This window comes from Sphaerimonospora thailandensis, assembly GCF_016863115.1.
In the GTDB taxonomy this organism is placed as follows: domain Bacteria; phylum Actinomycetota; class Actinomycetes; order Streptosporangiales; family Streptosporangiaceae; genus Sphaerimonospora; species Sphaerimonospora cavernae.
Window position 1 is genome coordinate 18,151 of sequence record NZ_BOOG01000039.1, and the last position, 14,484, is coordinate 32,634.

Below are 14,484 nucleotides of genomic sequence, written 5' to 3' on the forward strand. Positions count from 1 at the left end.
CGGCGGTCAGCCGGAGATGCGGACGGGGTTGACCAGATCGGCGTAGATCAGCAGGCCGCCCATGACGACGAGCAGCACGGCCATCACGTACGTCAGCGGCAGCGCCTTGGCGACGTCCACGTACGCGGGCATCGGCCGTCGCCGGATCCGCGCGATGCCGCGCTTGAGACCCTCCCACAGACCGCCCGCGATGTGGCCGCCGTCCAGCGGAAGCAGCGGGATCAGGTTGAACATGCCGACCGCGAGGTTGAGCCCGCCGAGCAGGGTGATGAAGATATTGATCTTGCTCTCGACGGGGATGTCCGAAGCGGCGATCTCACCGCCGATGCGGCCCGCGCCGACGATGCCGATCGGCCCGTTGGGATCGCGCTTCTCCCCGGAGAACGCCGCCTGCCAGACGCCGACCATCTTCTTCGGAATGTTGAGCATCGCGACCGCGGTGCGTTCGGTCATGTCCCACATCTGACCCAGCACGTATCCGGGCCCCTGCCGCTCGACCACCAGCGTGGGCGACACGCCGAGGAAGCCCACGTTCTTCTCCACCTTGCCGGGATCGTCGAGCAACGGCATGTCCTGGGAGATCAGGTCGACGGTGAGGGTCATGCCCCTGCCCGCCCGGTCGATGCCGATGGTCGCGGCGCCGGCGCCGTGCGCCCGGATGAAGCGGGTGGCGTCCTCCCACGACGCGACCGGCTTTCCCGCCACCGAGGTGATCCGGTCGCCGGGCAGCAGTCCCGCCTTGGCCGCGGGTGTCGCCGGGTCGGAGTCCCGGCAGTCCCGCTTGGCTGCCTCCGCTGCGGGAATCACGCACTTGGACACCGAGGACACGGTCGGCTTGGTCACCGTCACGCCGAACCCCATCATCACGATGGCGAACAGCACGAAGGCGAGCACGAAGTTCATCGCCGGGCCGCCGAACATGACGATGACCTTCTGCCACCACGGCTTGCGGTAGAAGACACGGTTCTCGTCGCCCGGAACGATCTCCTCGGAGGCGACGGCTCGGGCGTTCTCGATCAGACCCTGCCATGGGCCGGTCGAGACGCTCCGCAGTTTGTTGGGATCGTCCGACGGCCGGGGCGGCAGCATGCCGACCATGCGGATGTAGCCCCCGAGCGGAATCCACTTGATCCCGTACTCGGTCTCACCTCGCCTTCGGGACCACATGGTGGGCCCGAAACCGACCATGTACTGGGTGACCCGGACGTTGAACAGCTTGGCCGGGACGAGATGGCCGATCTCATGCAGCCCGATGGAGAGCAGCAACCCGACGAAGATGACCACGAATCCGGCTACGGAGAGCCAGTACATCAGCGCGTACCCCCGCGTCGGAGAAGCCGCCTTGCCATGCGTCGCACTCTTCGAGGGTAGCCGACGGAGGCGTAAGGGGAGCGTGTGCCGACGTGTTTGGGGTACCCGTCCCTCGACCTCCGCTTGACCAAATGGAGACACTTCGTTGACACTGCGGAGCCGTTCGATCACCCTTTGATAAACCACCCAGAGGGGAGCGTCTTGATCCGGATCCTGGTTGCCGAGCACCTTCCGTTGGTACGGCGCGGCCTGGTGGCCTCGCTCGACGGCGAGAGCGACCTCGCCGTGGTCGCCGACGTCGGTTCGGCGGAGGACATCGTCCCCGCCGCCCTCGACGTCCGACCCGACGCCGCGGTCATCGACGTCGACCTGCCCGGCGTGGGCGGGCTCGACATCGCCGCCCGGCTCGGCGAGAAGGTTCCCGACTGCCGGGTGCTGATCCTTTCGGCCCAGCCCAACCCCGGCCACGTGAAGCGGGCGTTCGCCGCCGGAGTCCTCGGCTACATGAGCATCGAGATCGGGCCGGACCAACTCGCCGACGGCATCCGCCAGATGATCTCCGGGCGCCGGGTGCTCGACACCGATCTCGCCGTCGCCGCGCTCGAGGCGGCGGAGAATCCGCTGACCCCTCGCGAGCTCGACGTGCTCCGGATCGCCGCCGGAGGCGCTCGGTCCAAGGAAATCGCCGAGCAGCTGTGTCTGTCGGTCGGCACGGTGCGCAACCACCTCTCCCGCATCCTCTACAAGACGGGCGCACGCAACCGGGTGGACGCCGTACGCATCGCCGGCGACGCCGGCTGGCTCTGATTCGTCGCCCTACCAGGACCTCTCGGACGCAGCCACGACCCGCAGGCCGGACGGCCGGCTCCTCTCCCGCCGGGCGGGCGGGGCGCCCCCCAGGAACGGCAACCCCACCGGCTCGTCGTGCAGCGCCGCACCGACCGACAGCAGAACGCCCGCCGTACCCGTGGCGAGGTCCATCGAGAGCCGCAGCAGCCGCTCGCCGGGGAACGCGAGGTGTCCTCGGAAACCGACCGCGTGCCAGGAAAGGGCGGCGAGCTGACGGCCGGTCTCCTCATCCTCACGGCCCCAGCCGCCCGCGCGGTCGCGGCACAGGTACGCGATGATCCCGGCCCGGCCGCCGAACAGCCCGGGCTGGAAGTACAGGTGCGCCCTGGCGGCCCGGTCGAGGCGCGCCCGCGCCGCCGCGAGCTCCGGATCCGGCCGGTAGTGCAGGAACTCCCCCAGCACCCAGGCCACGCCCACGCTGCCCCGGTCGAGATGCGGCGTGGCCCTCCGGTCCCCCTCCCGACCTCCCGCATCGACCCGCAACGACCCGTCGGCCTGAGCCACGCAACGACGCAGATCTCGGCGAAGCGCCAGCTCCGCCTGAGTGAGCCACTGGACGTCCCCCGTCCGCTCGAACATCCGGACGAACAGCAGGGCCGGGCCGGTTGTTCCGTACATCAGTCCCGGGCAGCCGTCGGACGCCTCATCGTTCAACCGGTCGGCCACGATGGCGGCGGTGCGCAGCGCCCCGTCGAGATCGCCGAGATACGCCTGGCTGAGCGCGATGCCGGACAGTCCCCCGTACAGATCGACGCCGAGCGGCCGGCGGCGCCCTGTCCCGGCCATGTCGAGCACCTCCTGTGCCTCCTCGTGCCGGCCCAGGTGGGCCAGCGCGTGGGCGACACCGTGCAGCCCGTCGTAGAACCCCGGCCCGAGCCGAGGTCCGCGCCCACGGACCCGGTCGATCAGCCACTGCTCGTGCTCGGGAAACCGGCCGGCTCCGGTGGCGTGCAGGGCGTAGAGCACCCCGGCCGCGCCATGTGCCAGGCCGAGGCCGCCGCCGTCACCGTCGAACTGTGCGACGTCACCGGGGAACAGCCGGTCATCGCGGCCGGGCGTGGCCGACGCCAGGATGGCCCGCCTCATCGAGTCACGCATCCGCCGCCAGCCTGCTGTGGGCGGCTTCGTCGCAAATCTCGTGCCGCATCCGGCGATCCTCACCGCCGGGCGCAGGAAGCTCTCACGGATGGGGAACAGCTCACCGATCACTTCGGCCAGTTCCGCGGGCTTCCCCCGGTCCAAAGCGAACAGTTCGGTGAGCGGAAGGAAGAGTGCGAGCCGCAGGCAGGCCAGCGCGTACCGGTCGGCGTCGAGGCCGCCTGCTCCCGGCGGCACGATCCCCGACGGCGACGCGAACGCGGGATCGTCCTGTCCGCTCCCGGCCGACTCCGTGATGGGCCGGGCCGCCCCGAAGCCGACCAGCGTGACGCCACCGTCCGGCCGGACGATGACGTCCGCCGGGCTCAGCCCGCCGTGCACCAACTCGTGCGCATGAACCTTCCCGACGACGTCCTCGACCTTCGCGCAAACAGCCGTCGCCCACTCCACGTACTCCGCCAGACGGCCCTCTGCGTCCCTCTCAGAGTCGCTCGTCCCCGCGGCGGTCAGTGGATGGCGCGCGGCGAGAGCCGCGCCCAGCGACTCTCCTGGGACGTGTTCCAGCACGAGGAACCGGCGTCCGCCGGCGGACAGGCGCCCCTTCAGCTCTGGGGCCACGCCCAGCCCGGCGAGCCGTGCGAGCGCCTCGCCCTCGCGCTCCCGCCCGACCTCCTTCAACACCATCCGCTCCCCCGTGTCCGGGTGGACGGCCAGGTAGACGCCTCCGCCGTCACTCTCGCGCAGCACCGCGTCGATTCGGTACGGCAGGCCTTCCGGCGGCCTGCTCCCTGACCGCGGACAAGAGGTCAGGCGGGGAGGACATGGCGTAGGAGAGTCGTAGAAGACGGGATCTGTACGGCAGTAGAGCTCGTATCGGTTCTCCACGTTCTCGCCTCCCGGACGCCTGCGAAAGCCTTACTCCGCGAGGATGTCAAGCAGGCGCGCCCGGGACCAGTGACCATTGGACACGGAAAGAACATGACTCGCTACAGTGAGTGTCCATTGAACTCGTCATGGGTCTCCTCCGGACCGGTAGGGGCTCCGGCATACGGGGAGATTCGCCGGAAGAATTACGGGCGCCAGATCAGCACGAGAGCGCAGTCGTCGTTGTGGCCGGAGGTCATCGACTGCACCAGATGCCGCGCGCGGTCGCGGAACCCCGAGGGCAGCAGCCGCTCGGCCTCGCCCAGCAGCCGGTCCAGCCCGGAGTCGATGTCCCGGCCCGGCTGCTCGATGAGCCCGTCGGTGAACAGCATGAGGGCGTCCCCCTTGCGCAACACCCCGCTGTCGGGCTCGCAGTGCAGGTCGGGGACGACGCCGAGCACGACGCCCTTGGCCGTCGACACCCGCCAGGTGCCCGATCCCGAGTCGAACTTCACCACCGGCGGATGGCCCGCCGAGGTGATCGTGTATCCGCCGGTGGACAGGTCCAGCGTGAGGTGGACGGCGGTGACGAATCCCTCATCCCCGAGCTGGCGGTGCAGGTAGGTGTTGCAGGCGCCCAGGAAGTCGTCGACCGAACCGAGCAGGCCGCCGAAGGCGCCGGAGAGCATGAGCGCACGCGTTCCCGCGTCCACACCCTTGCCGGAGACGTCGACGAGCGCCATCTCGACGCGATCGCCGTCACGGGTGGAGACGATGAAGTCTCCGCCGAAGGACGACCCGCCGGCCTGCTTGAGCACCACCTTGCCGTCCCAGTCCTTGGGCAGCGACGGCAGGTCGCTCTGCCGCTTGAGCCGGTCGCGCAGCTCCAGCAGCATGGCGTCGCCACGCAGCCCCTGCACGCCGAGCTTGCCGCGGGTGCGGGCCATCAGCCAGGCCAGCACGGCCGTGAAACCCATCGTGATCAGCAGGCCCGCGCCCACGTTCCCCGGTCCCCGGACCGACCATACGTAGGCCAGGGAGACGACGACGGAGCACAGCAGGATGGCCAGGCTGCGCAGCCGCAGTTGGAGGCCGCCGATGAGCGTGATCAGGATGAGCAGCGACGGGGAGAACCAGTAGGAGGAGACCTCGGCGTCGAGCACGCCGATGACCAGGGTGATCGCGCTCAGGGCGATGAGTAGGTTCCGGTCCTTGGACGAACTCTTCCTGACAAAACGGACCAACGGCACCAAGAGCGGCACTCGTACGAGAAGTGCGCGAAGCCGCGGAGGGATCAGCGGCGCCGGTCGGGAACTCATGATGGCCTCGACTGTATCCCCCCGGCCCAGGTGAGGGCACCCCTTTGACCAACAGCTTGATCGTTGAGTATGGGATGCCGGGATGGATATTGTGTGGCACTCCGCCGCCGACCACTCCTACTGTGCTCTGGTGACTGTCACCGTTCGTCCCATCGGCGAAGCCGAATGGCCCGATTTCACGGCCCTGCACCTCGAGGCGTTCAACGCCTCCTCCCCTCCCGAGGCCGTCGAGCGCTGGCGGGGGCTCTTCGAGTTCGACCGGTCCCTGGCGGCCTTCGACGGCGACCTGATGGTCGGCGGCGCCGCCGCGCTGTCGTTCACGATGACCGTCCCCGGCGGGCCGGTCCCGGTCGCGGGAGTCACCGCCGTCGAAGTGCTCCCCTCACACCGCCGCCGCGGCGTGCTGTCGGCCCTGATGGCCCGGCAGCTCCACGACATCCACGAACAGGGACGCGAGGCCGTCGCGGCGCTGTACGCGAGCGAGGCCGCCATCTACGGCCGCTTCGGGTACGGCAGGGCCGCCGACAGCCTCTTCTTCCGGATCCCCACGCACCGCTCGGCCTTCGTCCCGGACGCTCCGGTCGACCCCGCGCTGCGACTGCGCGTGGCCCGGCCCGCCGACGCCCTCGACGACCTGCGGCGGGTCTTCGAGACCGTACGGCCGGAGCGGCCCGGGCTGTACGAGCGGTCGGAGGCCCGATGGCGGTACGACGTCATCGCCGACGAGGAGTACGACCGCCGCGGGGCAGGCCCGCTGCGCTGCATGATCGCGGAAGACGCGGCAGGGCCGCGCGGCTACGCCCTCTTCCGCGTCGCGGGAAAGTTCACCGACCATGACGTGCCGGACGGCGAGGTACGGCTCGCCGAGCTGTTCGCCACCGACCCGGCGGCGTACGCGCTGGTCTGGCGGAGCGTGCTCGACCGGGACCTGTGCTCCCGGGTCCACGCCTGGAGCCGGCCGGCGGACGACCCGATCGTTCACCTCCTGGCCGAGCCGCGGCACCTCAACGCGGGATGGCTGGACGATCTGTGGATCCGCCTCGTCGACGTGGACCGGGCGCTCGCGTCCCGCGCCTACGCCGCCCCCGCCGACCTCGTGATCGAGGTCGCCGACGAGCTGTGCCCGTGGAACGCGGGTCGCCGGCGGCTGATCACCGCGAAAGGCTCGTGCGAGCGGACCGGCGATCCCGCCGACCTCACACTGCCGGTCTCCGCGCTGGGCGCCGCCTACCTGGGCGGCCGGCCGCTCACGCCGCTCGCCGCCGCCGGGCTGGTACGGGAACACCGCGAGGGCGCACTGCGTGAACTGTCCACGGCGATGTCGTGGGAGCCCGAACCGTGGGGTGGTCTGGTCTTCTGACGTCGGAATCTTCCGGGTAGGGTTCGGGACATGGCACTGCAGAGCTTGCAGATCACGGCGCTCACCGCGATGCGGGCCCGGGACGTGTCCCGACCGAAACCGGAGGAGCAGAAGGCGGCCGACGACCGCCCCCTGCGGGACGAGACGTCCCGGCGGGACTTCCGCCGGGACGCCAGGAGCACGGCCTATGGAAGGGGCGGGATCTCGCCCGTCGTCTCGTAGCCGGAGAGCTGCCCGATCCTGCGGGCATGCCGCTGCGCACCCGAGAACGGCGTCGTCAGAAAGATCTCCACGAAGCGGACCGCCTCCTCCGGCGTGTGCATGCGCGCGCCGAGACTGATGACATTGGCGTCGTTGTGCTCCCTGGCGAGCTTCGCGGTGTCCTCGTTCCAGGCGAGGGCCGCCCGGATGCCGCGCACCTTGTTCGCGGCGATCTGCTCACCGTTCCCCGAGCCGCCGATCACGACGCCGAGGCTGCCCGGATCGTCGGCGACGCCGCGGGCGGCGCGCAGCACGAACGGCGGGTAGTCGTCCTCCGCGTCGTAGACGGACGGACCGCAGTCCTCCACCTCGTGGCCCTGCTGCTTCAGCCAGTCGGCCAGGTGGTTCTTCAGTTCGTAGCCGGCATGGTCGGCACCGATGTAGACACGCACAGCCCAAGTTTCGCAGTCTCCGCGTGCGCGTGGGACGCCGGGCCCGGACTAGAGTAAGCGGCGAGAACGGCATCCGGTCCTTACGACCGGCGGCGCACCGCCCCAGCCAACGAGCCCGGCCAACGGAACCGGCCAACGTCCGGTGAAGGCTCAGCCGAACAGGAGCATCATGCGCGAGATCCGCAGCGTCGGCGATCCGGTCCTGCGCACCCCGGCCGAGCCGGTCACGGACTTCGACCGGGAGCTTCGGCGCCTCATCGACGAGATGTTCTCGGTGATGTACGCGGCCGAAGGGGTGGGCCTGGCCGGTCCGCAGATCGGCGTGGGCAGGCGGCTGTTCGTCTACGACATCACGAATCGCAAGGGCCACCTGATCAATCCCGAGCTCACGATCGACGATCCGGAGCAGATCGTCGAGGAGGAGGGCTGCCTGTCGGTGCCGAGCAGGCAGACGGGCAAGCCGCTGTACGCGCCGACGGCCCGCGCGGCCGGAGTCACGGTCCGCGGCCTCGACAGGCTCGGCCGTCCCGTCACCGTCAGGGCCAGGGGCATGCTCGCCCGGTGCTTCCAGCACGAGTACGACCATCTCGAGGGGACCCTGTACGTCGACAGGCTCACCAAGGAGGAGCGCAGGAAGATCCTCCTCCAGGCGCCCTGACTCCCCTCACATCTGGATGGCCTTCGCCTCCAGATACTCCTCCAGTCCGAGCTCGCCCAACTCGCGGCCGACCCCGGAGTGCTTGTAGCCCCCGAACGGCGCGAGCGGGTTGAACCTGCCGCCGTTGATCGCGACCTGACCGGTGCGCAGCCTGCGCGCCACGGCGAGCGCCTTCTCCTCGGTTTCCGCCCACACCGCGCCGGACAGTCCGTACGGCGTGCCGTTGGCGATCTCGACGGCCTCGTCCTCGGTGCCGAACGGGATGATCGACAGGACCGGACCGAAGATCTCCTCCTGCTCGATCGACATGCCCGGGGAGACGCCGGCGAACACGGCGGGCTCGACGTAGAAGCCCCGTTCCATCGGACTGTCCGTACCACCCAGCACCAGCCGGGCGCCCTCCTCCTGGCCGAGGTTGAGATAGCGGATCACCCGATCGCGCTGCGCGGCGGAGACCAGCGGTCCCAGACGGGTGCCCTCGGCGAAGGGATCACCCGGGGTGTACTTCCCGGCGAAGCCCACGGCCAGCCGCACCGCCTCGTCGTAGGAGTCCCAGTGCACGAGCATGCGGCTCAGGGCCGAACAGGTCTGGCCGGAGTTGACATAGGCGCCCGCGACGCCCACCTTCACGGCGGTCTCCAGATCGGCGCCGGGCAGGATCACATTGGCCGACTTGCCGCCGAGTTCCAGTGCGACCCGCTTGACCGTGTCGGCGGCCAGGGCGGCGACGCGGCGGCCCGCCCGGGTCGAGCCGGTGAACGACACCATGTCCACGCCGGGGTGGCCGGCGATCGCCTCGCCGACGACCGGCCCGCGCCCGCTGACCATGTTGAACACGCCGGGCGGCAGACCCACCTCGTGCAGGATGTCCGCGAGGGCGTACGCCGCCAGCGGCGCCACCTCACTCGGCTTGAGCACGACGGTGCAGCCCGCGGCGATCGCCGGGGCCACCTTGCAGATGATCTGGTGGAGCGGGTAGTTCCACGGCGTGATCGCGCCCACCACGCCCACGGGCTCGCGGACGATCAGCGAATTGCCCACCCGGCCCGCGTCGAAGGCGTACCGCCCGGCGAGCTCCGCGTACGACTCCAGGACGCCGACCGGCATCAGGGTCTGCACCTTCAGCGCGAGCGCGAGCGGCGCGCCCATGTCGGTGGCGATCGTCGCGGCGATGTCGTCGGCTCGCTCACGCAGCAGGCCCGCCGCCGCCGACAGGAACCGGGCCCGCTCGGCCGGAGCGGCCGACGACCACCACGGGAAGGCCGCACGGGCTGCGGAGACCGCGGCCTCGACGTCGCCGGGTGAGCCCGCCGGCACCCGGTCGACGACCTCCTCGGTGGTGGGATTCACGACGTCGACACTCTCGCCGGAGGCGGACGGCACCCAGGCTCCGTTCAGGTAAAGGTGGCGCACGATCTCATCCTTGCGCGGCTGCCGCCGGAACGCGAGTACGGCGCCGCTCTCCGGCGGTTTCGATCTCATATCACCGAACGAACACCATCAATTTGGACACGGTCGATTTCGAGACCATTCCCCGCGCTGGCCGGAATGTGGTTGCATCGATCACCACCCGGGTTGTCAGCCCCGCTGTCAGCCCGGCCGGTTTCTCCATTACCCGGTAGGAGAGGTCGTGAATGCTGCCTTGTCGGTGCGGCGTGGCAAGATTCTGGCCATCCCTTTCGCGATGTGCGGCTGGGTCGGGGGCGTTGATATGCGATGAGGAGCAGGTGTGGCAGGCAATCTGACTCGTGACGAGGCGCGGGAGCGGGCCCGGCTGTTGAACGTCCAGTCCTATCAGGTCGAACTCGACCTGACCGAGGGCGAGGAGCGGTTCGAGAGCATCACGACGGTCAACTTCACCTCCAGCCGTTCGGGGGCGGAAACTTTCATCGATCTGCACGGGGCTCACGTGCGCAGAGTCGTGCTCAACGGAAAAGATCTCGACGTCCGCGCCTACGACGCCGAGAAGGGCCGCTTCCCGCTGCCGGACCTGGCAGAGGAGAACGAGCTGCGCATCGACGCCGACGCCTCCTACATGCGCACCGGGGAGGGTCTGCACCGGTTCGTCGACCCGGTCGACCAGCAGATCTACCTGCACAGCCAGTTCGAGACGGCGGACGCCCACCGGATGTACGCCTGCTTCGACCAGCCCGACCTCAAGGCGACCTTCGAGCTGACCGTGCTCGCGCCCGCCCACTGGGAGGTGGTCTCCAACGCCGCCCCCGACTCCGTCGAGAAGCTGGAGGAGCACCGGGGCAAGCACGGCACGCTCCAGGCGTCCAAGCGCTGGCACTTCCCGCCCACACCGCGCATCTCGACGTACATCACGGCGCTGGTCGCAGGGGCGTACGCCGTCGTGCGGGACGAACACGACGGGATCCCACTGGGCATCTACGTGCGGCGGTCGCTGGCCGAGCACCTGGACCCGGAGAACATCTTCGAGGTCACCAAGCAGGGCTTCGACTTCTTCCACCGCGTCTTCAGCGTGCGCTACCCCTTCGGGAAGTACGACCAGCTCTTCGTGCCGGAGTTCAACGCCGGCGCCATGGAGAACGCGGGCGCGGTGACATTCCTCGAGGACTACGTCTTCCGGTCGCGCGTCACCGACGCGATGGTGGAGCGCCGCGCCGAGACCATCCTGCACGAGATGGCGCACATGTGGTTCGGCGACCTGGTCACCATGCGGTGGTGGGACGACCTGTGGCTGAACGAGTCGTTCGCCACGTTCATGTCCGTCCTGTGCCAGGCCGAGGCCACTCGCTGGGGCCAGGGCGCGTGGACCACGTTCGCCAACATCGAGAAGGCCTGGGCCTACCGGCAGGACCAGCTCCCCTCGACTCACCCGATCGCCGCCGACATCCCGGACATGCAGGCCGTGGAGGTCAACTTCGACGGGATCACGTACGCCAAGGGCGCCTCGGTGCTCAAGCAGCTCGTCGCCTACGTCGGCCTCGACAACTTCCTCGCCGGGGTCCGCGACTACTTCGGTGAGCACGCCTGGGGCAACACGAGCCTGCAGGACCTGCTCTCCGCACTTGAGCGCACCTCGGGCCGCGACCTGTCGGCGTGGTCGAAGGAGTGGCTGGAGACCTCGGGGGTCAACACGCTGCGCCCGTCGTTCACCCTCGACGGCGAGGGTAGGTTCGCCTCCTTCGACGTGCTGCAGGAGGCGACCTCCGAACACCCCACCCTGCGTTCCCACCGGATCGCGATCGGCCTGTACTCGATGGACGGTGGCGTGCTGACCAGGACCAAGCGGGTGGAGCTCGACGTCGTCGGCGCCCGCACGGCCGTCCCGGAGCTGGTGGGCGAGCCCCGGCCTGACCTGGTGCTGGTCAACGACGACGACCTCACCTACGCCAAGATCCGGCTCGACGATCGGTCGCTGGAGACCCTGGTGGGCGGCGCCATCACCGCGTTCCGGGACTCCCTGCCCCGCGCCCTGTGCTGGTCGGCCGCGTGGGACATGACGCGCGACGCGGAGATGGCCACCCGTGACTACGTGAAGCTGGTGGTCTCAGGGGTCGACTCGGTGCGCGACATCACGGTGGTGCAGGCCGTGCTGCGCCAGGCCCGCCAGGCCGTGCAGCAGTACGCCGACCCGGCGTGGCGGCCGACCGGCATCGCCGAGCTGGCCGCGGCGCTGCGCCGCCTGATCGCGGCGGCCGAGCCCGGCTCCGACCACCAGCTCGCGTACGTCAACGCGTTCACCGCGGTCGCCACCTCCGCCGAGGATCTGGCGTTCGTCAAGGGCATCCTCGAGGGCACCGCCGTACCCGACGGGCTGACCGTCGACGCCGACCTCCGCTGGACGCTCACGCACTCGCTGGTCGTCGGCGGCGTGCTCGACGCCGAGGACATCGACGCGGAGCTGGTGCGTGATGCCACCGCGACGGGCGAGCGCTCGGCCGCGATGTGCCGGGCTGCGCTCCCGACGCCCGAGGCCAAGGAGCAGGCCTGGGCGTCGATCACCGTCGGCACGCTGAGCGGGGCGCTGCTGCGCTCCACGATCCTCGGCTTCATGGACCCGCACCACGTCGACCTGCTGGAGCCGTACGGCGAGAGGTACTTCGACGAGGTCGGGCGCATCTGGAGCACGTGGACGTCCGACATGGCGCAGAACTTCGCGATCGGCTGCTACCCGGCCCTGCTGATCCGGCCCGAGACCGTGACCATGACGCAGGACCGCATCAGCGCGGCGCAGCCGCCGCACGCGCTGCGCCGGCTGCTGCTGGAGGGCGCCGACGGCGTCAGCCGGGCCCTGCGGGCCCAGGCGAGGGACGCCTCGGCCTGACCCGCGCCCGGCGCAGAGTCCCGCACAGGCACAGACGGGCCCCGGCACCCCTGCCGGGGCCCGTTCCGAGGGCGAAAGCGGGGCGCAAGGGGGATGCAAGCGGCCGACGATGGGATGGAGGGGACCGGGCCGCCACGCCGTACACCCGGGTCTACCGTTCCTTCCAGGAGGCCCCCTCCGATGATCCCCGCAGACGACAGCGCCCAGCACCTGACCGACGCGCCGCCACGCCGGGGCGACGTCAAGGTCTTCCCCGCACCCCCACGAAGCTCATCCTCCGGAACCTCGCCTTTCCGGCTGATCGAGGACGGGCCGCGGCCCGCCGATCTGGTCACTCCGGAAGATCTCAAGCGCGTTCTCGGCATAGACGTGGGGCCCCCGGCGGCCTTCGACGCCGACCTTCCGGCGCCCTCCTGGCTGAGCGTGCGGTCCTGCAGCTACCGGTCCGGCGACGGCGTGCGGGTCGACGTACACGCGGCCGCGGGCATGCACTCCCGCTATCTGATGGTGCTCGGCCACATCGTGACCAGGGTCCAGGGGCGGCCGATCCAGGGGATCGGCGGCGGCGCGATGCTCTATCCGGGGCTGGTGGCCGCCCGGTCGGGCCGGGGCACGTTCGTGATCAGCGTCTCCGCTCTCACCGGGCCGCCGCCGTCCGATCCGCTGATCGACCTCGCCCGTACGGCGGCCGCACGGCTCGCCGAGACCCGCTCGACCCGCCCGCGGACCGTGTGAGGTCCCAGGGCGTACGGGCGGGCTCGCCGACGTAGGTCTCCGTGTGACACGGCATACCGAACTCAGGAGTGCCGGCCTTGCCCGCCATGATCCTCCCGATCGCGAGGTTCAGGTCCTTGATCTCGACGGGGACAGTTCCCGGGAACGTACGGCGGCCGCCTGCTCAAGAGCGGTAAGATCATGAATGTCTGCCACGTACCGAACGGTAGGCCTCTCGTACGGAGATATCTAGAGAAGATACCCACAGGAGTGCGCCGTGAACCGGTTCAAGCAGGCCACAAAAGTATGAACCAACCAACACTAGGCAGCCCGTTGACAGCTCGACTACCGTGAGTGATGTGGATACCGGTCCAGCGCCCGAAAACGGTCACGATACGTCACCCATTTGGGTGAGCGACCCCCCGTCGGAGCCGTCCCAGTCGTCGCCGACCGCATCGGGAACCCCAGCGGCACCACCCGCCGCGCAGGCGACGGCCCGGACGGCCGCACCGCCACCGCAGCCGCCGCCCGACGCTCCCCCGAAGGCGCACATCCATGCCCCTACACCGGCCCTGCGGAAGTCGCCGTTCGAGCGGGCGTCGATCGGTTTCCTGATGCGTGACCCGAGATACCGTCACCTGCGTCTGCGCGCGCTGATCGGGTTCGCGGCCGGCATCGTGGCCGGAATCCTCTTCGCGAACTGGCGGATCGGCCTCACCGCCGCGATCCTCGCGGTCATAGTCGACACCGTGTATCGGGCGCGGACCGTCTCGTCGATCCCGGCGTGGCGGCGCACCTCGGCCGCGGAACGCCGTACGGAAGGCCAACTCAAGAAGCTCGAGCGCAGCGGGTACCGGACGCTGCACGCCCGGGCCATCCCCGGCAGCGAGGCGCAGATCGATCATCTGGTGGTCGGCCCCACCGGGGTCTACGCGGTGGACTCGGAGAAGTGGGACCGGCGCCTTCCCGTGCGGGTGCAGTCGCACCGCAAGCTGTTCCACGGGCCGTTCAATCGGAAGCCGAGGCTCGACGAGGCCCGCTGGGAGGCCGCCCAGGCCAGCGAGCTGATCAGTGAGGCGCTGGGCCGCGAGATCACCATCGTGCCGTCCCTGGCGATCTACGGCCCGGCGATTCCGTGGCGGATCCTCAACATCCGCGAGGTGGACGTGTTCTCCGGCGGTCTCGTCCGCAAATGGATCACCAAGCGGGAGAGGTCGCTCACCTCCGAGGAGATCGACGCCATCTACCGTGCTGCCGGGCGGGTCCTGCCGCCTCGCTACGAGTAGCGCGGCCCGCCGCCGGTCGGCTCCGTCGCCAGGCGCGACACGGCGTCCGAGCCGTGGACACGCGGTCTCGACAGCCGG

General features: G+C 70.0%; 12 protein-coding genes and 1 pseudogene. 7 read left to right on the forward strand and 6 right to left on the reverse strand.

Features of this window, described 5'->3' with window-relative positions:
- Nucleotides 1–6: 6 nt before the first annotated feature.
- The gene (locus Mth01_RS19965; protein WP_204017421.1) at nt 7–1,311 is read right to left on the reverse strand and encodes a M50 family metallopeptidase; all 1,305 of its coding nucleotides are present in this window, start codon (nt 1,309–1,311) and stop codon (nt 7–9) included.
- Between the two features lie 201 nt (nt 1,312–1,512).
- Between Mth01_RS19965 and Mth01_RS19970 the strand changes: the two genes are divergently transcribed.
- Complete coding sequence (locus Mth01_RS19970; RefSeq protein ID WP_204017422.1) at nt 1,513–2,118, forward strand: response regulator transcription factor; 606 nt, start codon at nt 1,513–1,515, stop codon at nt 2,116–2,118.
- Nucleotides 2,119–2,127: 9 nt separating this feature from the next.
- On the opposite strand, the gene Mth01_RS19975 is transcribed toward Mth01_RS19970, so the two are convergent.
- Both Mth01_RS19975 and Mth01_RS19980 read right to left on the reverse strand, forming a co-directional pair.
- A complete protein-coding gene (locus Mth01_RS19975; RefSeq protein ID WP_204017423.1) occupies nt 2,128–4,005 on the reverse strand; it encodes a protein kinase/lanthionine synthetase C family protein in 1,878 nt (625 codons plus the stop codon).
- A 323-nt stretch (nt 4,006–4,328) separates the two neighbouring features.
- Nucleotides 4,329–5,441, reverse strand: coding sequence for a PP2C family protein-serine/threonine phosphatase (locus tag Mth01_RS19980; RefSeq protein WP_204017424.1), 1,113 nt, complete (start codon nt 5,439–5,441; stop codon nt 4,329–4,331).
- A 130-nt stretch (nt 5,442–5,571) separates the two neighbouring features.
- Between Mth01_RS19980 and Mth01_RS19985 the strand changes: the two genes are divergently transcribed.
- Both Mth01_RS19985 and Mth01_RS19990 read left to right on the forward strand, forming a co-directional pair.
- Complete coding sequence (locus tag Mth01_RS19985) at nt 5,572–6,801, forward strand: GNAT family N-acetyltransferase (RefSeq protein WP_204017425.1); 1,230 nt, start codon at nt 5,572–5,574, stop codon at nt 6,799–6,801.
- A gap of 30 nt (nt 6,802–6,831) precedes the next feature.
- A complete protein-coding gene (locus tag Mth01_RS19990) occupies nt 6,832–7,023 on the forward strand; it encodes a hypothetical protein (protein ID WP_204017426.1) in 192 nt (63 codons plus the stop codon).
- On the opposite strand, the gene Mth01_RS19995 is transcribed toward Mth01_RS19990, so the two are convergent.
- A complete protein-coding gene (locus Mth01_RS19995) occupies nt 6,987–7,454 on the reverse strand; it encodes a ribose-5-phosphate isomerase (protein ID WP_204017427.1) in 468 nt (155 codons plus the stop codon). The two genes, Mth01_RS19990 and Mth01_RS19995, sit on opposite strands and share 37 nt — an antisense overlap.
- A gap of 169 nt (nt 7,455–7,623) precedes the next feature.
- On the opposite strand from Mth01_RS19995, the gene def reads away from it, so the two are divergent.
- On the forward strand, nt 7,624–8,112 hold the full coding sequence (gene def / locus Mth01_RS20000) for a peptide deformylase (protein ID WP_204017428.1): 489 nt from the start codon (nt 7,624–7,626) through the stop codon (nt 8,110–8,112).
- 6 nt (nt 8,113–8,118) lie between these two features.
- Here def and Mth01_RS20005 read toward each other — a convergent pair whose 3' ends face one another.
- Nucleotides 8,119–9,525, reverse strand: coding sequence for an aldehyde dehydrogenase family protein (locus Mth01_RS20005; RefSeq protein WP_204017461.1), 1,407 nt, complete (start codon nt 9,523–9,525; stop codon nt 8,119–8,121).
- A 316-nt stretch (nt 9,526–9,841) separates the two neighbouring features.
- Here Mth01_RS20005 and pepN point away from each other — a divergent pair, with 316 nt between their 5' ends.
- A complete protein-coding gene (gene pepN, locus Mth01_RS20010; RefSeq protein WP_204017429.1) occupies nt 9,842–12,406 on the forward strand; it encodes an aminopeptidase N in 2,565 nt (854 codons plus the stop codon).
- 180 nt (nt 12,407–12,586) lie between these two features.
- Entirely contained in the window at nt 12,587–13,141 is a 555-nt protein-coding gene (locus tag Mth01_RS29825) for a hypothetical protein (RefSeq protein ID WP_239089834.1), read from the forward strand.
- A gap of 31 nt (nt 13,142–13,172) precedes the next feature.
- Here Mth01_RS29825 and Mth01_RS30300 read toward each other — a convergent pair.
- Nucleotides 13,173–13,229: pseudogene (locus tag Mth01_RS30300) on the reverse strand (hypothetical protein); the annotation flags it as partial.
- 505 nt (nt 13,230–13,734) lie between these two features.
- Between Mth01_RS30300 and Mth01_RS20020 the strand changes: the two are divergent.
- Nucleotides 13,735–14,406 (forward strand): nuclease-related domain-containing protein, encoded by a 672-nt coding sequence (locus Mth01_RS20020; protein ID WP_204017430.1) that lies wholly within the window; start codon nt 13,735–13,737, stop codon nt 14,404–14,406.
- Nucleotides 14,407–14,484: the final 78 nt, after the last annotated feature.

Excerpts from the sequence above, each read along its gene's own strand:
- Mth01_RS19965 (WP_204017421.1), bottom strand. The coding sequence starts at position 1,311 with ATGTACTGGCTCTCCGTAGCCGGATTCGTGGTCATCTTCGTCGGGTTG.
- Mth01_RS19980 (WP_204017424.1), bottom strand. The coding sequence starts at position 5,441 with ATGAGTTCCCGACCGGCGCCGCTGATCCCTCCGCGGCTTCGCGCACTT.
- Mth01_RS19990 (WP_204017426.1), top strand. The coding sequence starts at position 6,832 with ATGGCACTGCAGAGCTTGCAGATCACGGCGCTCACCGCGATGCGGGCC.
- def (WP_204017428.1), top strand. The coding sequence starts at position 7,624 with ATGCGCGAGATCCGCAGCGTCGGCGATCCGGTCCTGCGCACCCCGGCC.
- Mth01_RS29825 (WP_239089834.1), top strand. The coding sequence starts at position 12,587 with ATGATCCCCGCAGACGACAGCGCCCAGCACCTGACCGACGCGCCGCCA.
- Mth01_RS20020 (WP_204017430.1), top strand. The coding sequence starts at position 13,735 with ATGCGTGACCCGAGATACCGTCACCTGCGTCTGCGCGCGCTGATCGGG.